The organism is Tabrizicola sp. (assembly GCF_022842145.1).
Lineage (GTDB): Bacteria > Pseudomonadota > Alphaproteobacteria > Rhodobacterales > Rhodobacteraceae > Tabrizicola.
Genome location: NZ_JALHQD010000005.1, coordinates 31,549 through 50,249, shown reverse-complemented (window position 1 = coordinate 50,249; position 18,701 = coordinate 31,549). Strand labels below are relative to the sequence as shown.

The following is an 18,701-nucleotide window of genomic DNA, read 5'->3' as shown; positions in this document are numbered from 1 at the left end:
ACCTAAAGTCAAGGTCTTGCATCGATGACCCGCGAGGCGATTGACACGATGTTCTCCGGGTCCTTCGCAAGGGCATCCCCAAGCTCGTCCGCAAGCCCTCCGACCGACAGCGTTTCCGGCAGCCGAGTGCCGAAAAGTGGCCGTCTCGACAGGATCGCGATGATCTCCGATTTGCCGAAATTGCTTGCATCAACTTCGATCGAGAAGACAGAGGTTCCCGCCTGCAAATCTGCCATGCTGCCCAGGACGCGGATGCGCCGGACCCCGTCGACGATGCTGCCAATGTCCTGGATGTCATGCTCGGCCTCCTTCTCGTTCGGAAGCAGGCTGAAGACCTGGTTGGTGTTGTCGACCACCAGCACCCAGAGCGACAGCCCCGTCAGGTCGGGCGGGACCAGGACCTCGACCACCGGGTTGTCGCCCGCACGGAAGATTCCGGACAGGTTGACCTCGCCCGTCGCGCCGTTGCCGAACCAGATCACCGCATCGCCCGCGCTCACGGGGGGCAGGACCTTGCGGATAGTGCAGAGGTCCTTGTTCAGGATCGTCACGTCCAGCCTGAGGCTTCGGTCACCAAGCGCCGGCTCCACCGCCGCCAGAAGCGCGTCTCGCGCCTCTACCGACTCCATCGCTCCCGTCACGGCGATGGTCTCGCCCAGATCGTAGATCTGCAGCGGGCCCTTGTCGGGGTTCAGCGGGCCGCAGACGGCAAAGGGGGCGAGCGCATCCAAAACCGACTGGCCCTGCAGCTTGGCCGGACCGGTTCGCGGGGTGAACCCAATCTTCATCTCGGTCCGGGCTGCCCAGTCCAGGATCGCCTTCCGCTTTGCCTCGGTCTGATCCCGGTTCGCCGTGACCGCCTCGATGTCGACGGCAGAGTCCGTCACTGTCAGTCGCCATTCGGGAATGCCCTGCAGAAGCGCGAATAGCTCAACAAGGCTGCCGACCCAGCGCTCGTCCGGCACGCCTTGGGCCAACGCGAGGGCTTCGGCGGGTGGCGCGCGCCCCGTTGCGGCGGTGAAGGCAAGCTCCAGCTGCTGGGCCGCCTCGGCATCCGGGGCGTTGCCGGAAAGCTGCGCCCCCTCCGGCCCGAAACTTGCGGTCAACCGGTACGGCGAGGCGACGGGGATCGGGTTCAGCCAGGGGTCCATAAGCCCTGCATACCAGGCCCCACCCCCGACCAGCCCCAGAAGCAGAACCAGAAGCAGCGCGAGGGTTCCGCCGCGTCCCTTCCGCGCCTCTACCGGCTCGGGCGGCGCACGGCGACCCCGGGTCGAGGGAGGCTTCAGCGAATGGTTCAGGCGCTCGACCACCGCCTCCGCACTGGCTGCGCGGTCAGAAAGGGCAGGGGCCGTCAGCCAGTCCACCAGGGCCTTCAATGGCTCCGGCACGCCGTCGGTGTCCAGCTTCGTCTGCTTGCGGCGGATGATCTCGCCGGGCGTCGAACCGCCAAACGGCACCTGGCCACGGAACGCCGCCAGCAAGGTCGCGCCCAGGGCATAAAGGTCTGACCTTTTCTCGGCCCGCCCCTCCAATTGCTCGGGGGCTGCATACTCATACTTCCCGGCGAACTCGTTACCGACGATGGTCTTTGCACCTGCCGAAGTGTCCTTGGCGATGCCGAAGTCGATGATTGTCGCCTTCTCCGCCGCCCCGTCGCGCAAGACAACGTTGTCGGGCGACAGGTCCCGGTGGACGATCCCCAACGCATGGGCCGCCACCAGCCCCTCGGCCACCCGGTGCGCGATGATCATCAACTCGCGCGGGTCCATCCGGCGGCGCATCATGATGTCGCTCATCGACGGCCCGTCGATGAAATCCATCACCAGGAAGACGTGACCTTGATCCGTCCGCGAGCACTCGGAATACCGGACCACCGCGTCATTGATGACATCGCGCATCTGCTCTTCGCGGCGCATGAGCTGGATATAGTCGTCGTTCCCGGAAAACTGTGCGTTCAGCGCCTTGATCGCGACGATCCGCCCGGAGATCTGGTTGCGCGCCCGGTAGACCTCGCCCGTACCGCCACGGCCCAGAACCCCCTCGATTTCGTAGGTGTGGTTCAAGACCTGGCCCTGGCGGAAGATGTCTCCGGGCAAGGGGCCGATCATCTCGCGGCCCCTACCCGCACCCCGGGTCCGGTTTTCAAGACCGGCACCGCCAAAACAGTCGCCATGCGAAAATTTCCGGACTAGAGTGACCCTGCGGAAAGCCTGCGTCTTTCCGCCCTGATGAGCAAGTATATTCAGAAGCGGTTGAGGGGGAAGGATTATGGCCCCACGTGGCGGCACCGAAACGATCAAGCGCAAGGAGCTGGTCGGAAAGCTGAACCCCGTCTGTCTAAAGGCATTTTCCGCCGCAGCCCAAGCCGCCAAGGCCCGCGGAAACCCCTATGTTGAACTTGTCCACTTCATCGAGGCGCTGTCGCAATCCGCCCGGTCGGATTTCGAGATCCTTTGTGCCTCGGCCGGCGTCGATGCCTCGAAGCTGGCCGCCGACATCACCCGCGCGGTGGACGCGCTGCCCCACGGCGCGGGGTCGGTCGAGGAATTCTCCGACCACATCTTCCGCGCCATCCAGGAGAGCTGGACCTTCGGCAGCCTCGAATTCGGCGATGACACCGTGCGGTCGGCCTACATCCTGTTGGGCGCGCTGAAGGTCCCGGTGCTGGAGGGCCTGCTGTTCAAAATCAGCCTGGAGTTCGACAAGGTCGACCCGGCATCGATGTCCGGCCAACTTGGCGACCTTTTGGCCGAGTCCGTCGAAGGCGCGAAGCCCGAGGGCGAGGCCCCCAAGGCAAAGCAGGCCCCGGGCGGCAAGTCGGCGCTTGACCAATATGCGACAAACCTTACCGAACGCGCGCGGGCCGGGAGGATCGACCCGGTGATCGGCCGCGACCCGGAAATCCGCCAGATCATCGACATCCTGATGCGCCGGCGCCAGAACAACCCGATCCTCACCGGCGAGGCGGGGGTGGGCAAGACCGCCGTGGTCGAAGGCTTTGCTTTGCGGTTAGCCCGTGGCGACGTGCCGCCGCAGCTGAAGGCGGTCCAACTCCACATGCTTGACGTGGGCCTCATGCAGGCGGGCGCGTCGGTGAAGGGGGAATTCGAGAAGCGCCTGAAGCAGGTGATCGACGAAGTCCAGTCCTCGGAGAAACCGATCATCCTCTTCATCGACGAAGCCCATACCCTGATCGGGGCCGGGGGTGCGGCAGGGACGGGCGATGCTGCCAACCTTCTGAAACCGGCCCTTGCGCGGGGGGAACTGCGGACAGTCGCCGCGGCGACTTGGGCCGAATACAAGGAACATATCGAGAAAGATCCTGCCCTGACCCGCCGATTCCAGGTGGTGAAGGTCGAGGAACCCTCCGAAGACGCCGCCGTCCGCATGTTGCGCGGCGTGGCGGGCGTGCTGGAGAAACACCACAAGGTCGAAATCCTGGACGAGGCGATCGAGGCCGCCGTGGCCCTGTCGCACCGCTACATTCCCTCGCGCCAGCTGCCGGACAAGGCGATCAGCCTTCTCGACACCGCCTGCGCCCGGGTCGCCGTTTCCCAACACGCAACCCCGGCCGAGGTGGAGGACATCGAACGCCGCCTGTCCTCGCTGGAGGTCGAGCAGGGGATCATCGGCCGTGAGGAGGCGATCGGCATCGACGTCGGCGACCGCAAAGCCGAGGTTGAGGTGGCCCTCGCTAAAGCAACTACCGAACTGGAGGCGGCCAAGTCTCGCTGGGACGCCGAAAAAGTGCTGGTCGATGAGGTCCTGTCGCTACGCGCCACCCTGCGGGGCGCGGGTCAGCCGGTGGACGAGACCGGAGTGACGGGCGAGACTCCGCCCGAGGGCAGCGAGGAGACAGCCGAGCCAGAGGCGCTGACGCCAGAAGCCCAGGCAGAGATGCTGACAAAACTTCGCGCCCGCATGGCGACTTTGGCCGATACTCAAGGAGAACGGCCCCTCATCCTTCCGGCCGTCGACCGCCTTGCCGTTGGTGCCATCGTCCAGGACTGGACCGGCATCCCGATGGGCCGGATGCTTGCCAGCCAGACCGAACGCGCCCTTCAACTTGCGGGGACGCTGTCCGAACGCGTCGTCGGCCAGGACCACGCTATGGGCATGATCGCCAACCGCATCCAGACCTCCTACGCGGGCCTCGGCGCGCCGGAGAAACCCATCGGCGTGTTCATGCTCTGCGGCCCCTCGGGCGTCGGCAAGACCGAGACCGCGCTGGCGCTCGCGGAAACCCTGTACGGCGGCGAGCAGAACCTGATCTCGATCAACATGTCCGAGTTCCAGGAGGCGCACACCGTATCGACCCTGAAGGGCGCGCCGCCCGGTTACGTCGGCTACGGCAAGGGCGGCATCCTGACCGAAGCGGTCCGGCGGCGACCGTATTCGGTGATCCTTCTGGACGAGGTCGAAAAGGCCCACCCGGACGTGCACGAGATCTTTTTCCAGGTCTTCGACAAGGGGATGATGGACGACAGCGAAGGCCGCCGGATCGACTTCAAGAATACTCTCATCCTCCTCACCTCCAACGTCGGGTCGGAAGAGATCATGGCGATGACCGAGGACGGCAAGTCCGGTGCCGACCTGGAAGAACTGACCGGCTCGCTCCGCGCGCCCTTGCTGAAGGTGTTCCCCGCCGCGCTGCTCGGACGCGTGGTCACCATCCCCTACTATCCACTGTCCGACGCGATGATCGAGTCCATCGCGGGCCACAAACTGCGCGGTATCGCCCGGCGGCTGGAGGCGGGGCACGGGGCGGAACTGGTGATCGGCGACGGGGTGATGGACACGATCAAGGCACGCTGCACCGAGATCGAGTCGGGCGGTCGGATGATCGACGCGATCCTGACGAACACCCTTCTGCCTGAACTTTCCCGCCAGGTCCTGAACCGCAAGCTGGAAGGGGCCGAACTGACTCGCGTCACTGTGACAGGCTCTGACGCCGGCTTTGCCTACGCCTTCGAATAGGGAGATCAGCCATGCATGACGGACCCTTCCTTGGTCTCCAGGGCGTCCACCGGGCCCAGATCATTGCGATCGACCCCGATGGCCGTGCCAGGGTCCTGATCCCTGGCGCGCTGGGTGAGACCGAGCTTCTGGCCCAGTCGCTTGTCCCCATTGGCGAGGACGCGATCGGCAGGACGGCGGCTGTAACCATGATGGACGACCAGCCCCTGATCCTTGGTCTGATCCAGCCCCCGATCCTTAAGGTCGTCACCGATGGGGAGGCACAGGTCATCGAGGCGCAAAAGGAACTGATCCTGCGCTGCGGTGCCGCCTCGATCACCATGACCTCCGACGGCCGCGTGACGATCCGTGGCACCCAACTCCTGAGCCGGTCCGAAGGCGCGAACCGGGTGCAGGGGGCCACAGTCCAGTTGAACTGATCCCATGCCCCCTGACCCGCCCCTGACCGGCTACTTCGGCAAGCTGCCCTCGGCAGCCGGGTTCCTGGGCGCGTCCTTGCCACCCGACTTTACCGACCGCTGGGACAACTGGTATGCCGCTGCCACACGGACGGCACCGCCTCCGCCCATCGCTTATGACGAGCCCGCCTGGCGCTTCGTGGCCGCCGCAGGCCTGTTCGGCCCCCTTGCAGCTGCAGGGGTCTGGCGGCACAGCCACGACTCGCGCGGGGAACGCTATCCCTTCGTCATCGCAGCGCTTGGTCGGGACCTTGCGGTCGACGATCCCTGGTTCGATGCCGCCGAAACCCTGCTGACCCAAACCGTCGACGGTGACATTACCACGTCAGACCTTGACCGCGGCCTGTCGCGCCTGCCCGTTCCCCTACCGGCCGCACCGCCCTCTGCCGCCGTCATGATGTGGCGTGACGACTGGGAGGTCCACGAGCTGAACTTCCCCTCTGGCCGCGCCTTCGCCGCCTTCGGCCTGCCGCAGGGAGGCAGCTGATGGGTTTGACCGTCTATGCCGAGAACATGGGCTTCTTCCACAAGGGCAGCGGCGGCAAGGGCATCGCCCCGGGCGACGTCTGCATGACCCCGCCCCCACCTCCTGCCGGCCCGATCCCGGTGCCTTACGTGAACATCGCCCAGGCGTCGGACCTGACGAAGGGCTCGAAGACCGTCAAAATCGACGGCGAGCCCACGGCGCTTGAGGATGTGTCCGAAATCTCGACAAGCACGGGAAACGAACCTGGCAGCCAGCCGCCGAAAGGCGTCGTGACAGCTACGAACAAAGGCAAGGCCAGCTTCACGATGTGGTCGTTTACGGTGAAGGTGGAGGGAAAGGGCGTCTGCAGGCACGGCGACCCGATGTTCCAGAACACTTCCTGTACTCCACCGAATTGTTTGGACGCGGCGGCGGCTGTGAGATTCCGAAATTCGCTACCCGCAAAACTGAAAGCCAAATGCAGCACCGACTACGATTCTAGTACCTCCTACACACCCACAACAGATAAGCAAAAAGCTAAGGTTCAGAAACGCGCATGCTGGGAGTGTAGCAGGGACCTCGCTAACTTAAAGCGGCGCAAACCGCCACCGAAGGGTGCGATCAGGCGTCTCCAGGCCAAGACCAAGCGCCAAAGGGAGGGGACGGAGCTCCCCATCATTGCCGACCACCAACCCACCCAAAAGGTCGCCTGGTACATGGGGGGATGCAACATGGATCTTGCAGATTTCAAGGCGGCAATGAGAAAGCTCTATGTGAAGCCTCATTGCAACAGCCACAGTCCCGGCCAGCCTGGACGGCAAAGCAATTTCAACAACCAGGAAGTCTGGGATTTCATGAAAGCAAGGGGGATCTGAGTTTGGCTGACGAATTTGTAGGATTCGCCGGGCTCGATAGTGACTACACCGACGTTATCGCGCGGTGGGTTAGCAGCCTCAGACAAGAACTCGGTCCGGTGCTTTCATGGTGGAACGACCTTCAGAAGCGGCTCGACACGAATGGGGCTCAGATATCGCGGCTTCATTGGCCGGCCGGGCCTGCATCCCATCCCAGGATGATCGCAATCTTCAGGGAGCATTACTTCCTAGTTCACTGGCTGAATATTAAGCGATCTGCCGACGGCAGCGACCATGCGCCGATCGAGGCAGACTGGGGGAATGGCGACGAGGGTGGCGAGAAGAGCGGACCGATCGCCCCGAAACTGCTACTTCTGGAGATGATGGAGGATTATGCACCGGATTTGTGGGAGCACTTTCGGCTATTTATCTATACGCCTGTGGGCGAAGATCAAGAACTTGAGATCAGCTAGGGAGGCCAGCTGGATATGCGTACCGCACATGACGTCAACATCGGACTGATGCGGCTATTGAGCGCTCCGCGCGACGTGAAATCGAGCGTGCCCTATACCGACAAAGAAATCTCAGCTGAACAGGCGGCTACGGCCTACAGGCGGCTTTTTACGAGCTATATCGGTGACTTTGCGGAGGTTTACGAATGCGCTTCCGAAACGTGGGAAGCTGATCTAGACGAGTTGATCGAAGGTGGCAGTACCCCTAGTGCCGCAATCCAGTACAAACTCGACCAATGCGCCGCTGGACCTGCCGAGCATCCCTATCTTGTGTGGTTGGTACGTAACTACTGGCTGGCTTGCGACGAAATTGGTCAGGAGCTTCCAGATGCTGAAAAAGTTCGACCTGAGGTCTTCCTTTTGGCGTGGCTGCAGGAAGACGGTCGCCGAGAATACGTCCAACTTCTGACCGCCATGCCCTACTGGCCCATCGGCCTCGACGAGAACGGGAACTGGTGTTGAATGAGCTACGACACCATCATCGACAACCGCACGCCCTTCGATGTGCACACCCATGTCCAGGTCACCGTCGAGGGGCAGGAGCGGCTTGTCGTGATGCTCTCGGCCAGTTTCACCGCCGACGCGCAGGGCAAGGTCGGTCTGGCAGATGACCAGCTTCCCGTGACCTATGCCGATATCCCCTGGGGTGACCCGGTCCTGTCCTCGATCCGCTACGATTCCGACATCGCGCCGAAAAAGCCTCTGCCCGAGGTGATCGTGAACGGCTCGGCCCATGCGCCTGGGGGGCGGCCGGCGGAGCAGGTGATGGTCGGCCTCCAGATCGGTGAGGTGCGCAAGGTTCTCCAGGTGACCGGTGACCGGGTGCATCATCTGGGGGCCTTCAGCGCACCGCAGCCCTTTGTCACCCTGCCGCTCACCTGGGAGCGCGCCTTTGGAGGCACGGCGCAGGATGGAAAGCGCGACCCGCGCAATCCGGTGGGGATCGGCTTCAGTGGTGCGCGTTCTGCTGACCCCTCTGCCCGCAGCGACGCGCCGAACATCACCCGGCCCGACCAGGTCGCCACCACCCGCGACGACCGGCCTGACCCGGTGGGCTTTTCCAGCATCGGCAGGGGCTGGCAGCCGCGCCTGGCCTTCGCGGGGACCTATGACCAGACCTGGCTGGACACACAGTGGCCGCTGCCGCCCCGCGACTACGACCCGCGCCACGAGCAGGTTGCCCCGTCGGACCAGCAATCGGCCTCGATCCGCCCCGGGGCCTCTGCCACGCTGATCAACCTGACGCCGGAGGGTCGTTGGGACTTTCGCATCCCTGCCTTGGCAGCCCCTGTTCGCCTTTTCCGGGACCAGGGGGTCGAAGAAGCGGCCTTCCAGCCCGATACCGTGCTGATCGAGCCCGATATCCATCGCATCACGCTCAAGGCCAGGATGAGCTTCATCACCCGCCGCAACGCGCCGAAGCTGCGTGAGGTGCTTGTCGGCCATGTCTCGCCCGTCTTCCTGAACGCCCGCCGCAAGAACAAGGAATATATCAACCCGCTCGGCGGCGACGGGACCCTGCACGAGGTGCCGGTGTGGGCCAGCTGACCCTTCCGCTTTTCATCACCGGTGCAGGCGCCGTCACCGCGGCTGGGCTGACCGCGCCGCAGACCTGTGCCGCGATCCGCGCCGGGGTGACCGGTTTTTCGACGGAGACCATGTCCGATCCTTTCGGTGCCGAGCAGACAGTCGCGCGCATCCCGGCGAACTGGCGGCTTAAACGCGATGCGGGGCAGTGGCTGGTCAACCTCGCCGCCCGCGCGATCCGCGAGGCGGTGCAGGACGCCACGGAGGCCGATCCTGTTCGGATGGAGCGCACGGCACTTTTCCTCACCCCGCCGGAAAGCCACCGGAGCCATCCGGCCTACGAGCACGTGGCACCCCCAGCGCTATTTGACGCCATCCTCGCCGCTTGTGAAATGTCGTTTCACCCTTCCTCCTGCGCTGTCGACGGTGGTGCCGCCGCGGGGCTGGGGCTTCTGGCGCAGGCAAGCGCGCTTCTGGCCCAGGGGGCCGTCGACCGGGTGATCCTTGCAGGCGTCGACAGCCTGGTGAACCCGTCGGACCTTGCTCGGCTGATGGCCGCGAACCGGCTGGCTGGCGGGGGCAACTCGCAGGGCCTGATCCCCGGCGAAGGTGCCGCCGCCGTGGTCCTCTCGCCCCGCGCCGCTGGTAGGCAGCGACCGACCTGCGCGATCCTCTCCGTCGCCTCCGCGCGCGAGGAGAACTCGGTCCTCTCCGAAGGCTTCAGCCAGGGTCGGGCCATGCTGTCCGCCCTTCGCGAAGCCAGCCGAAAGTGCGAGGCGGATGGCGAGCCCTTCGTGGATTTCGTCCTTTCGAACGGCAATGGGGAACGTTACGCGGCCTGGGAATCCATGATCACGCGCGCGCGCTTCTACCGCACCCGACGCGATCGCACCCCCGCCGCGATGCCCGCGATGTCGGCGGGCGAGACCGGCAGCGCCTCGGCAGTACTCGCTCTGGTGGTGGCCCGCGATGCCTTCGCGCATGGCTATGCGCCGGGCCGGGTGGCAATGGCCGAGATCGCCTCGGACGACGGCCTGCGCTCTGCGGCGATGTTGCGGACCACAGCCGCGGCGGCTCAGCTCCAGGCGGGGTAGGCGCGGGTCCTGCGCCAGTCGGGAAGCGGTGCGGCGCGGTCCCGGAACCCCAAGCGCAACACGTCCAGCCGCTTGCGCCGCAGGGATAGGTGCGGCGGGTCGTTGACATGCGCTTTCAGCCAAGCCTCGGCCGTCAAGGGCCGCTGCGCGAGGTCGCTGCAGAGGTCCGGGTCCAAGGGGTATAGATCGAAGAGTGCGAACTGTGCCGCCTCAATGTCGGCTTCCTGATCCAGCTGCTGACACAGCCAGCCCGCCACCGACAGGTCCCCCGTCACTCCGGTCCGCGACAGCGCCAGCGCACGCGTCGCAGGCAGGCGCAGCATGGCTCCCAGACGCTCCCGCGCCTGATCTGGCGCGGCGATCAGCGCAGCCTCCAGCGCGAGCTCTGCCTCCGGCGACTCTCCCATCGCCGCATGGTCGTAAAGCGGTTGGGCTCCCTTTCCGAAGCGCGCAAGTGCAAGGAGCGGCCAGACTTCCGGACCAGCCAGTTCCAGCATCTGCCCTGCCAAGTCTGCCCGCCCCAGTTCAAAGGCCAGTCGGGCCGCACGAGACCGGACCTCGGGTGACGTATCGGTCAGGAACCCCGCCAGCATCGCCCCCGGGTCGCTCCGGTGATGCGACAGCGCCACCAGTCCCAGAAACCGCAACCCCTCTTCCCCCGACTCCAGCCAGCGCTTGACTTGCGGCCCGATGAGCCGCGGTTCGGTCCAGGCCAGCGCGCCGGAAAGGCCCTTGCGGCCCGCCGGACTGCCCAACCCGGCGGCCAACGTGAACTCCACCGCCTGACCTTGCGCGAAGGCGGTGACAGCCAGTGTGAAGATCTCACCCGCGCCGCCCACCGTCTCGGCATATTCCGCAGCGATCTCCAGCCCGGTCTTGCCCGCCGCGACCAGCCCCGCGATGTTGCCCGCGATCCGCTGGTCGGTTCGGCCAAGCTGCGTCTCGTCCCAGGACTGACCATGGAAGGCGCGGCCGCGCTGAACGAACAGGAAGGCAGCATCCTCGGCGTGTTGCCGGACGAGCATCGGGATTATGGCCAAAGTCTTCATTGCGAAACCATCTTGCGCCAACCTGACCGATCTTACGCCCGCAGTTCCCCACTGTCATGTCCCGCGCTACGCTTCCGGACTCGGGAGTCGAAGGCACGAGGTCGACTACCATTCCCATATCGTAGCCACTTTGCCCGCGGTTGAAACTCTTGGGGAACCAGCGTTTCGCATGCGCGCCTGTGCCGACGATGGCGAGGGCGACGAAAGTCGGCGGGCGAGCTGCTCCTTCGGCCATGCTTCGCTCGCCGCAACCGGTTGCTGGCCGGTCTCGATGCGCAGCTTCGATTTTTTCGTTTCTGTAATCGCCGATTGGGCGTAGCCTTCATCGTATCGTCTCTTTTTCGGCAACGGATTCCGTCATGCTTTTTCGCCTGTTGGTTCTTCCGCTGTTGCTGACTTTGCTGGCATTCCCGGCTGGGTCCGAAACTCGGGCCAAGGACCGGGTCGCCCTTGTTCTGGGGATGGCCGGCTACAAAAACATCCAGGCGTTGCGGAATACGGTCAACGATGCGCGGGCGCTGGCCGAGACACTCGAGGGCATCGGCTTCCAGGTGGATGTTCTGATGGACGCTACCCGCGAAGAGACGCTCGCTGCACTGGACAGCTTCGCCTTCAAGGCCGAAACGGCCGACATCGCTTTGGTCTACTATGCCGGCCATGGCGTCTCCGTACAGGGGACGACTTTCCTGATCCCCGTCGACGCAAAGGTGCAGCAGGCCAAGGACATCGTCTCGGCCTCGGTCACGATGGACCAGATGCTCGCCGCCGTGGACGGGGCGCGGAAGATGTCGATCGTGATTCTGGACAGTTGCCGGGACAATCCGTTTCCCGATGTCATCGACCTGCGCGACCCCGAGGTTGCCAAGGGTCTGACCACGGGCAGGGGCGGTCTCGCAGTTCCCTCGCCCGACCGGGGCACCTTGGTTGCCTTTGCAGCCCGGGATGGCTCAGTGGCGCTGGACGGGACAGGTCAGAACAGCCCGTTCAACATTGCGCTGCGCGAGAACATCGTGAGGCCGGAGCTGGAGATCAGCCTGCTTTTCCGGCAGGTGCGCGACGACGTGCTGGCTGCAACCGCGAACCAGCAGGAGCCGACGACCTATGGCGCCCTGCCGAGCGAGCCCTTCTACCTGGCAAGCATTGCCACTGGCTCGGCTGAACCTGGGCTCGAGGAACTGGCATCCGCCTGGCAACGCGTCGTGGCAACTGAGCGCGACATGCTGGAGAAATCCGCAGCCGCCGGGGACTCGCGGTCCCTCGTCGGTCTGGCTCTTGCCAAGCTTGATCGGCAAAGCACCGATTACGCGCCGGAAGAGGCGCTGGCGCTCCTGGAACAGGCGGTGGCCGCGGGGGACCCGGATGCGAAGTACCGGTTGGCCAAGGTGCTGGAGGGTGGCCTCGGTGCCGACCCCGATCCAGTCCGCGCCCGCGCGCTGTATGAGGAAGCCGCCATGGCGAAGATTCCGGCCGCGCTGAACGACATGGGCTATTTCCACTTCACGGGCGAACTGGGCCTGGACAAGGACCGTGACAAGGCGCTTGCGATGTTTCAGGAGGCCGCCTCGAAGGGTCACACCGAAGCGATGTTCAACGTCGCGTCCTTCGCTGCGAACGGCTTGGTGCCGGACCTTGGGTCCAGGGATGCCGCCGACCTTCTGTATCGTGCGCTAAGGGGCGGAAGCGAGCTGGCTTTGGACGCGCTCTTGACCAATGCCGAGAAGTTTCCCGAGGAGACTTGGGCCGGTCTGCAGCAAATTCTTGCCGACAAGGGATTTTACGATGGTGCGGTGGATGGCTCCTTCGGTCCCGGCACGCGGCGTGCGGTATTGGCCGCCTACGGCATTTTTGAAACGGAGAACTGAAATGATTAGATCAATCCTGACCCCATTTCTGCTCGCTCTCGGCCTCCTCTGGGTGCTTCCCGTCACGCCCGCTCTTGCAGATTGTCACGAGCCGGAACCCGAGTCCGAGGAACCGTCCGGCCCTTCTATTCTGTCGGCACCTTCCGATTTCAGTTTTTTCAGCATTTCCTGCCATGACGACTCCTCGGAACCGGGCCAAAACCTCAACTCCGGGGTCACGAAGGGGATCACCAAAATCCTGCAAGGTGCCAACAATACCTGCGGCAGCCGCATCGAACTGCGGTACCGGATCGATTGCCTGCGGATCTACTACCTGAAGGTCGCGGCGAACTTGCCGAACACCGGGGACTACCTGCCGATCAAGCAGGCGATGCTGGATGCCGCCGACAAACTTGATGCCATCGTGCGCAAGTACGAAGACGACAGCGCCCCCGCTATCCGGCCGCGCGAAGGCCACAGGACCGGATCCAAGCGCCTGCCCAAGGTCCGTCCGTTGAAAGAGGCTTTTGCAGAGGCAGCAGCGGTCGAGGCAGCAATGGTGGTTGAGGAGACCGAACTGATCATCATCCGGTCGGGTGGCGATCCCGCCCGGCGGACACAGCACTACACCGAGGTCGCCGCGGCGGTCGAAGAGAACCTGGTGATATTGCGCTCATCCTGAGGACAACGCGGCCACCGATCAAAGTGGCCGGGTCGACCCGGCTACAACGTCTATGACCACCGAACAGCAGGTTCGCGACACGCCGCGCTGACCGTCTGCTTTCCGCCCCACCCAGAACTCTAGCGGACCGTTTGGCGGTACGGCGCCTATGGTCGCCTGCATACCAACTTGACGAACGGAGCGCGTCCGAATACTCACCAAATGCAGCGCGGGCGTTGTGTAATGGTAAGACCTCTGCCTTCCAAGCAGAAGACGCGGGTTCGATTCCCGCCGCCCGCTCCACCTTCCTCTCCTTCAGGCTTGTCGTCGTGTCCACGCTGGACAAAACCGGGTTTATCGCGCGCAAACAGGCTGTTGGCTGAGGGTTCTTGCCATTTGTCCATCTGCCTGGTCTGCCTGCCATCAAAACTTGGGGGACCTGCCGACGGAAAGCTTTAGCTGCCGCGTAAGACGGTGCAGTCTGACACAGGAGAGCGATGGATGACCCAGCATGACGACCACGGACCTGAAGGCCTTGCCGCCGACCTGCCGCATCTGACGCGGCGTCGTCTGGTGATGACGGGCTTGGCGATGGGAGGGGCGGCACTGTCGCTCTGGGCCGCCCGCAGCTCGGCCGAGACAGTCATCGGGACCGGGTCCGATGGCGCGACCTGCGTGGTGCTGCCGGAAGAAACCGCGGGCCCGTTTCCGGCGGACGGCACCAATGTGCGCGACGGGCAACTGGTCAACATCCTGACCGAAGAGGGCGTCATCCGGGACGACATCCGCACCTCGATCGGCGGGCTGCAGCCGGTGGCCGAAGGCGTGCCGGTCACGCTGGAAATCAGGCTTCAGGACGTGGGCAACGGCTGCGCACCGTTGGCCGGTCGCGCCGTCTACCTTTGGCAATGCGACGCGGCCGGGGTCTATTCGATCTACGGTGCGGCGGACCGCAACTACCTGCGCGGGGTTGGAATCAGCGATGGCGCCGGTCTGGTCCGGTTCACCACCGTTTTGCCCGGCTGCTATCCCGGTCGCTGGCCGCACCTGCATTTCGAAGTCTTTGCCAGCCCCGAGGCCGCCGTTTCCGGGACGGCGGCACTGCTTACCTCGCAATTTGCCTTGCCCGAAGATCCCTGCGCGGCGGTCTATGCCGCGGACCCGCGCTACGCGGCAAGCCTGGAGCCCTTTGGCGGGGTCAGCCTGAAACGCGACGGGATCTTCCGGGGCTCGTCCAAGGCGGAACTTGCGGCGCAGGTTCTGACCATGACCGGCGATCCCGGCGCGGGGTATCGGGCTTCTGCGGTGGTGGGTCTCGTCGCGTGATTGGGGACGGCGGGTGATGGCGCTGACCGGCCCGCGACGAGAAGACGATGTCGCAGGAGGAGCCTTCACCCACCTGCGAGAAGAGTCGAAGACCACGCGCTGCAGTGGTTAACTGATCCTGAACGCTCACCGACAACCCATTGAGATCATTAGGTGGGGGAAAGCCTCCACGCGTGGCGCACGTCGGATCACCCACCCTCCCCGGTGTCCGGCGGTACAAGATGCACCACGCCGGTCGTGCAGTGCAGGAACCGCCCCGGGAAGATCGCCGCATACTTCCGAATGAACCGGTCGCGGGCGCGCCGGAAATCGTCATCCTTCGTGCCACCCCCGTGGTGGCGGAGGAGAAAGTCGATCACATGGGCGGAGCCGCCCCGAAGCTCGGCTTGCAGGCAGAGGTCGGGACCGTAGAAATGGAAGCCTCCAAGGTCATGCGATCCGATGACCGGCTGCAACCGACGCATCAGGATGAAGCATTCGTCCAGCGTCTCGACCCGGCCCGGGACTGACCCCATCAAACGGTTCTCGCCCCAGGGGTCCGATATGTGCATCCGCAGAAAGCGCCGGTGATGCTTTTCCGGCCGGTAGCGCCCACCTGCCACACCCGCCAGAAGCCAGGTCGGCTCGGCCCGTGTCAGGACCTCCAGCGCGGAGAGCAGCGCGTCATGGCCCTGGTCCAGAAGCTCGATGTCGTCGTGGCAGAAGACCACATACCGCCCCCGCGCCTGCGCCAGAAGTGCCTTCTGCCAGTCGTAGCCGTCGAAGCGGTTGACCTCGCGGTTGTCGGCGGCAAGGAACTCGCTGTTGTCGGCGGTAAAGCCGGTGCGGGCGAACGAGGCGAGGAGCCGGTCGTACTTCTGCTGGCTGCGGACCAGAGTGCAGACGCTGAAGTCGGGGCCATCGCTGTCGACCGAGGCGTCACCAGTCACGTAGCGGGGCGTGAGGGTCATGCGCGCCTTCCGTCCTGGGGCCGCCTGGCGGGGTCAGAGGTTCTCGGCCTGCGGGAAGCCAAGGGCGTGGTAGCCGCCGTCGACGTGGATGATCTCGCCCGTGGTGCAGGCGCCATACGCCGAGCAGAGCCAGACCGCGGTGCCACCGATCGCCTCAAGCGTCGCGTTGGCGCGAAGGGGGGCGTTGTCCTCGGTATGACGGAAGGTCGCACGGGCGCCGCCGATTGCCGAACCCGCCAGCGTCTTCATCGGGCCGGGGCTGATCGCGTTGACGCGAATCTTCTGCGGGCCAAGATCGTTCGCCAGATAGCGCGTCGCCGATTCCAGGGCGGCCTTGGCCACGCCCATCACGTTGTAATTCGGTGAGACGCGGTTCGAGCCCTGGAAGGTCAGCGTGATCAGCGACCCGCCTTCGGTCATCAAGGGTTCGGCGCGGCGCGCGATGTCGATGAAGCTGAAACAGGAGATGTTCAGCGAGTTCAGAAAGTTGCCCTTGGTCGTGTTGATGAAGCGGCCGTTCAGCTCGTTCTTGTCCGAAAAGGCGATGGCATGGATGACAAAGTCCAGCGATCCCCAGCGGCGGCCAACTTCGCCAAAGCAGGCGTCCAGGCTTTCCTCGTTGGTCACGTCGACGTCGATAAGGAAGTCCGACCCCACGCTGGCGGCCAGTGGTAGCACACGCTTGCCGAACGCCTCGCCCTGATAGCTGAACGCCAGCTCTGCGCCTTCTGCGGCCAAAGCTGAAGCAATGCCCCAGGCGATGGAACGGTCGTTCGCCACGCCCATGACAAGCCCGCGCTTGCCCTTCATCAGATCGGCCATGCTGGCTCCTACGAAAGGTATTTCGACATGACGAGGGTGGCGTTGGTGCCGCCGAAGCCGAAGCTGTTGGACAGGACCGAGTCGAGGTGCACGTTGTCGCGCAGCTTGGTCACGATTTCCGACGGATCAAGCCCGGGGTCCAGCGTTTCGACGTTGGCCGAGGCGGCGATGAAGTTGCCGTTCAACATGATCAGAGAATAGATCGCCTCCCACACGCCCGCTCCGCCAAGGCAGTGGCCGGTGAGCGATTTGGTGGAGGCGATGGGCGGGGTCGTGCCCTGGCCGAAGACGCGGCGGATCGCCTCGACTTCGGTCACGTCGCCGACCACGGTCGAGGTGCCGTGGCTGTTGATGTAGTCGATCTTGCGGCCCTGGGGCAGGGTGGACAGCGCCACCCGCATTGCCCGTTCGCCACCCTCGCCACTGGGGGCCACCATGTCGTGCCCGTCAGAGGTGGCGCCGTAGCCGGTAACCTCTGCGTAGATCTTGGCACCGCGCGCGAGGGCGTGTTCCAGTTCTTCGAGAACCACGATGCCGCCGCCGCCCGCGATGACAAAGCCGTCGCGGTTGGCGTCATAGGTGCGGGACGCGCGGTCGGGCGTGTCGTTGTACTTTGACGACATCGCTCCCATCGCGTCGAAGAGGCAGGAAAGCGTCCAGTCCAGTTCCTCACCTCCGCCAGCAAAGACGATGTCCTGCTTGCCCATCTGGATCAGCTCGGTGCCGTTGCCGATGCAGTGGGCCGAGGTCGAGCAGGCCGAGGTGATCGAGTAGTTCACGCCCTTGATCTTGAACGGCGTCGCAAGGCAGGCCGAGACGGTCGAGGACATGCCCTTGGTCACGCCGAAGGGGCCGATCCGCTTTGGCGAGCCGGTTTCGCGGACGATGTTGTGGGCCTTGAAGAACGACTTGGTCGAAGGCCCGCCAGAACCGACGATGATGCCGGTGCGGTCGTTCGAGATGTCAGTCTCGGACAGCCCCGAATCCTTCACTGCCTGATCCATCGCGATGAAGGTGTAGGCGGCGCCATCCCCCATGAAGCGCAGGTCGCGCTTGTCGATGTGGTCTTCCAGAACGATGTTCGGCTGGCCGTGGACCCGGCAACGGAAGCCGTGTTCGGCATAGTCGGGGGCGAAGACGATGCCGGACTTCCCGGCGCGCAGCGAGGCTTCGACCTCGGCGGCGGTGTTGCCAATGGACGAGACGATGCCGATCCCGGTGATGACGACGCGGCGCATGGGTGCTCCTTCGCTTAGTTGAGGACTGTTTAGGGCAGAGGGGGGTAGGGGGCAAGGAGGTTGGGCACAGCCGGGGCGCTTGTCTGATCCAGGGCGAGCGGCTATTCCTGCCAGCATGACCGTACCGCATCTTACGTCCCGGTTCGACAAGACCCTGTTCCAGGCGCTCTTCGACCGTGTCTATGTGATCAACCTGCCCGACCGGACCGACCGGCGGCGCGAGATGACGGCGCAGCTGGCGCTGATCGGGCTGGCGGATGATCCGCTGGTGCAGTTCTTCCCGGCGGTGCGGCCAGCGGACCCCGGCGACTTCGGCTCTCTGGGCGAGCGCGGGTGTTTCCTCAGCCACCTTGGGGCGCTGAAGGATGCGGTGGCGAAGGGGTATCGCAGCATCGTGATCCTTGAGGATGACGTGGACTGGACCCCGGCCGCCCTTGCGTCCAACGCCAGGCTGGGCGCGCTACGGGACACCGACTGGGGTTTTTTGCACGGTGGGCGGGGTCACGACCAGGCGGCGGCGGACGGGGCCATCTCGCTGGTGCGCCTGGAGCCGGAGCGCGACCTTCTTCTGGGTCATTTCATCGGCCTGCGCGGTGACGTGATCGCGCGGATGGTCGACTACCTGGAGGCGATGCTGCAACGCCCCAAGGGCTCACCCGACGGGGGGCCGATGCATGTCGACGGGGCCTATTCCTGGTTCCGCCGCGCGCACCCCGAGGTGGCGTCCTATGTCTGCACCCCCTCGGTCGCGCAGCAAAGGTCAAGCCGGTCGGACATCTCGGTGCCGACGGGCTGGCGGGCGACCAGGGCAGCCGACTGGGCGCGCCGGGTTTTGCGGCCGGTCAGGGCGCTGCTGCGGCGGGGGTAGGGGCGATCGGGCCGGGTCTCACCGGGTGTTGCGGGCGATGGCCGGGATGAGTTCG

General features: G+C 64.8%; 17 protein-coding genes and 1 tRNA gene. 13 read left to right on the top strand and 5 right to left on the bottom strand.

Features of this window, described 5'->3' with window-relative positions:
• Positions 1-8 precede the first annotated feature (8 nt).
• The gene (locus tag Q0C42_RS13095) at positions 9-2,111 is read right to left on the bottom strand and encodes a serine/threonine-protein kinase (protein ID WP_295076510.1); all 2,103 of its coding nucleotides are present in this window, start codon (positions 2,109-2,111) and stop codon (positions 9-11) included.
• 160 nt (positions 2,112-2,271) lie between these two features.
• Here Q0C42_RS13095 and tssH point away from each other — a divergent pair, with 160 nt between their 5' ends.
• From tssH to Q0C42_RS13055, 8 genes are read left to right on the top strand one after another with little or no spacing between them, the layout of a single operon-like run.
• The gene (gene tssH, locus Q0C42_RS13090; RefSeq protein WP_295076507.1) at positions 2,272-4,980 is read left to right on the top strand and encodes a type VI secretion system ATPase TssH; all 2,709 of its coding nucleotides are present in this window, start codon (positions 2,272-2,274) and stop codon (positions 4,978-4,980) included.
• A gap of 11 nt (positions 4,981-4,991) precedes the next feature.
• Positions 4,992-5,399 carry a DUF6484 domain-containing protein gene (locus tag Q0C42_RS13085; RefSeq protein ID WP_295076504.1) on the top strand — a complete coding sequence of 136 codons (408 nt, stop codon included), beginning with the start codon at positions 4,992-4,994 and terminating at the stop codon, positions 5,397-5,399.
• A gap of 4 nt (positions 5,400-5,403) precedes the next feature.
• Positions 5,404-5,925 (top strand): type VI secretion system-associated protein TagF, encoded by a 522-nt coding sequence (gene tagF / locus Q0C42_RS13080; RefSeq protein WP_295076501.1) that lies wholly within the window; start codon positions 5,404-5,406, stop codon positions 5,923-5,925.
• On the top strand, positions 5,925-6,779 hold the full coding sequence (locus tag Q0C42_RS13075; protein ID WP_295076498.1) for a DUF4150 domain-containing protein: 855 nt from the start codon (positions 5,925-5,927) through the stop codon (positions 6,777-6,779). The genes tagF and Q0C42_RS13075 overlap by 1 nt, the downstream gene beginning before the upstream one ends.
• A 2-nt stretch (positions 6,780-6,781) precedes the next feature.
• Positions 6,782-7,231, top strand: a complete 450-nt coding sequence (locus tag Q0C42_RS13070) for a hypothetical protein (protein WP_295076495.1) — start codon at positions 6,782-6,784, stop codon at positions 7,229-7,231.
• Positions 7,232-7,246: 15 nt separating this feature from the next.
• A complete protein-coding gene (locus Q0C42_RS13065; protein ID WP_295076492.1) occupies positions 7,247-7,732 on the top strand; it encodes a hypothetical protein in 486 nt (161 codons plus the stop codon).
• Positions 7,733-8,818: a DUF2169 domain-containing protein gene (locus Q0C42_RS13060; RefSeq protein WP_295076490.1), complete on the top strand. Its 1,086-nt coding sequence runs from the start codon at positions 7,733-7,735 to the stop codon at positions 8,816-8,818.
• A complete protein-coding gene (locus Q0C42_RS13055; RefSeq protein WP_295076488.1) occupies positions 8,806-9,891 on the top strand; it encodes a hypothetical protein in 1,086 nt (361 codons plus the stop codon). The genes Q0C42_RS13060 and Q0C42_RS13055 overlap by 13 nt, the downstream gene beginning before the upstream one ends.
• Here the strand turns inward: Q0C42_RS13055 and Q0C42_RS13050 are convergent.
• Positions 9,873-10,940 (bottom strand): hypothetical protein, encoded by a 1,068-nt coding sequence (locus Q0C42_RS13050; RefSeq protein WP_295076485.1) that lies wholly within the window; start codon positions 10,938-10,940, stop codon positions 9,873-9,875. The two genes, Q0C42_RS13055 and Q0C42_RS13050, sit on opposite strands and share 19 nt — an antisense overlap.
• A gap of 359 nt (positions 10,941-11,299) precedes the next feature.
• On the opposite strand from Q0C42_RS13050, the gene Q0C42_RS13045 reads away from it, so the two are divergent.
• From Q0C42_RS13045 to Q0C42_RS13030, 4 genes are all read left to right on the top strand, one after another.
• Positions 11,300-12,802: a caspase family protein gene (locus tag Q0C42_RS13045; RefSeq protein WP_295076482.1), complete on the top strand. Its 1,503-nt coding sequence runs from the start codon at positions 11,300-11,302 to the stop codon at positions 12,800-12,802.
• Between the two features lie 52 nt (positions 12,803-12,854).
• On the top strand, positions 12,855-13,463 hold the full coding sequence (locus Q0C42_RS13040; protein WP_295076455.1) for a hypothetical protein: 609 nt from the start codon (positions 12,855-12,857) through the stop codon (positions 13,461-13,463).
• Between the two features lie 208 nt (positions 13,464-13,671).
• Positions 13,672-13,745 (top strand) — tRNA-Gly (locus Q0C42_RS13035).
• Between the two features lie 198 nt (positions 13,746-13,943).
• The gene (locus tag Q0C42_RS13030; protein WP_295076452.1) at positions 13,944-14,768 is read left to right on the top strand and encodes a hypothetical protein; all 825 of its coding nucleotides are present in this window, start codon (positions 13,944-13,946) and stop codon (positions 14,766-14,768) included.
• 188 nt (positions 14,769-14,956) lie between these two features.
• On the opposite strand, the gene Q0C42_RS13025 is transcribed toward Q0C42_RS13030, so the two are convergent.
• From Q0C42_RS13025 to fabB, 3 genes are read right to left on the bottom strand one after another with little or no spacing between them, the layout of a single operon-like run.
• On the bottom strand, positions 14,957-15,718 hold the full coding sequence (locus Q0C42_RS13025; RefSeq protein ID WP_295076450.1) for a hypothetical protein: 762 nt from the start codon (positions 15,716-15,718) through the stop codon (positions 14,957-14,959).
• A gap of 33 nt (positions 15,719-15,751) precedes the next feature.
• Positions 15,752-16,540 carry an enoyl-ACP reductase gene (locus tag Q0C42_RS13020; protein ID WP_295076447.1) on the bottom strand — a complete coding sequence of 263 codons (789 nt, stop codon included), beginning with the start codon at positions 16,538-16,540 and terminating at the stop codon, positions 15,752-15,754.
• A gap of 8 nt (positions 16,541-16,548) precedes the next feature.
• Positions 16,549-17,778, bottom strand: a complete 1,230-nt coding sequence (gene fabB, locus Q0C42_RS13015; protein WP_295076444.1) for a beta-ketoacyl-ACP synthase I — start codon at positions 17,776-17,778, stop codon at positions 16,549-16,551.
• Positions 17,779-17,893: 115 nt separating this feature from the next.
• Here fabB and Q0C42_RS13010 point away from each other — a divergent pair, with 115 nt between their 5' ends.
• Positions 17,894-18,646 carry a glycosyltransferase family 25 protein gene (locus tag Q0C42_RS13010; RefSeq protein WP_295076441.1) on the top strand — a complete coding sequence of 251 codons (753 nt, stop codon included), beginning with the start codon at positions 17,894-17,896 and terminating at the stop codon, positions 18,644-18,646.
• Positions 18,647-18,701: the final 55 nt, after the last annotated feature.

Excerpts from the sequence above, each read along its gene's own strand:
- Q0C42_RS13095 (WP_295076510.1), bottom strand. The coding sequence starts at position 2,111 with ATGATCGGCCCCTTGCCCGGAGACATCTTCCGCCAGGGCCAGGTCTTG.
- tssH (WP_295076507.1), top strand. The coding sequence starts at position 2,272 with ATGGCCCCACGTGGCGGCACCGAAACGATCAAGCGCAAGGAGCTGGTC.
- Q0C42_RS13085 (WP_295076504.1), top strand. The coding sequence starts at position 4,992 with ATGCATGACGGACCCTTCCTTGGTCTCCAGGGCGTCCACCGGGCCCAG.
- tagF (WP_295076501.1), top strand. The coding sequence starts at position 5,404 with ATGCCCCCTGACCCGCCCCTGACCGGCTACTTCGGCAAGCTGCCCTCG.
- Q0C42_RS13075 (WP_295076498.1), top strand. The coding sequence starts at position 5,925 with ATGGGTTTGACCGTCTATGCCGAGAACATGGGCTTCTTCCACAAGGGC.
- Q0C42_RS13065 (WP_295076492.1), top strand. The coding sequence starts at position 7,247 with ATGCGTACCGCACATGACGTCAACATCGGACTGATGCGGCTATTGAGC.
- Q0C42_RS13060 (WP_295076490.1), top strand. The coding sequence starts at position 7,733 with ATGAGCTACGACACCATCATCGACAACCGCACGCCCTTCGATGTGCAC.
- Q0C42_RS13050 (WP_295076485.1), bottom strand. The coding sequence starts at position 10,940 with ATGAAGACTTTGGCCATAATCCCGATGCTCGTCCGGCAACACGCCGAG.
- Q0C42_RS13045 (WP_295076482.1), top strand. The coding sequence starts at position 11,300 with ATGCTTTTTCGCCTGTTGGTTCTTCCGCTGTTGCTGACTTTGCTGGCA.
- Q0C42_RS13030 (WP_295076452.1), top strand. The coding sequence starts at position 13,944 with ATGACCCAGCATGACGACCACGGACCTGAAGGCCTTGCCGCCGACCTG.
- Q0C42_RS13025 (WP_295076450.1), bottom strand. The coding sequence starts at position 15,718 with ATGACCCTCACGCCCCGCTACGTGACTGGTGACGCCTCGGTCGACAGC.
- Q0C42_RS13020 (WP_295076447.1), bottom strand. The coding sequence starts at position 16,540 with ATGGCCGATCTGATGAAGGGCAAGCGCGGGCTTGTCATGGGCGTGGCG.
- fabB (WP_295076444.1), bottom strand. The coding sequence starts at position 17,778 with ATGCGCCGCGTCGTCATCACCGGGATCGGCATCGTCTCGTCCATTGGC.
- Q0C42_RS13010 (WP_295076441.1), top strand. The coding sequence starts at position 17,894 with ATGACCGTACCGCATCTTACGTCCCGGTTCGACAAGACCCTGTTCCAG.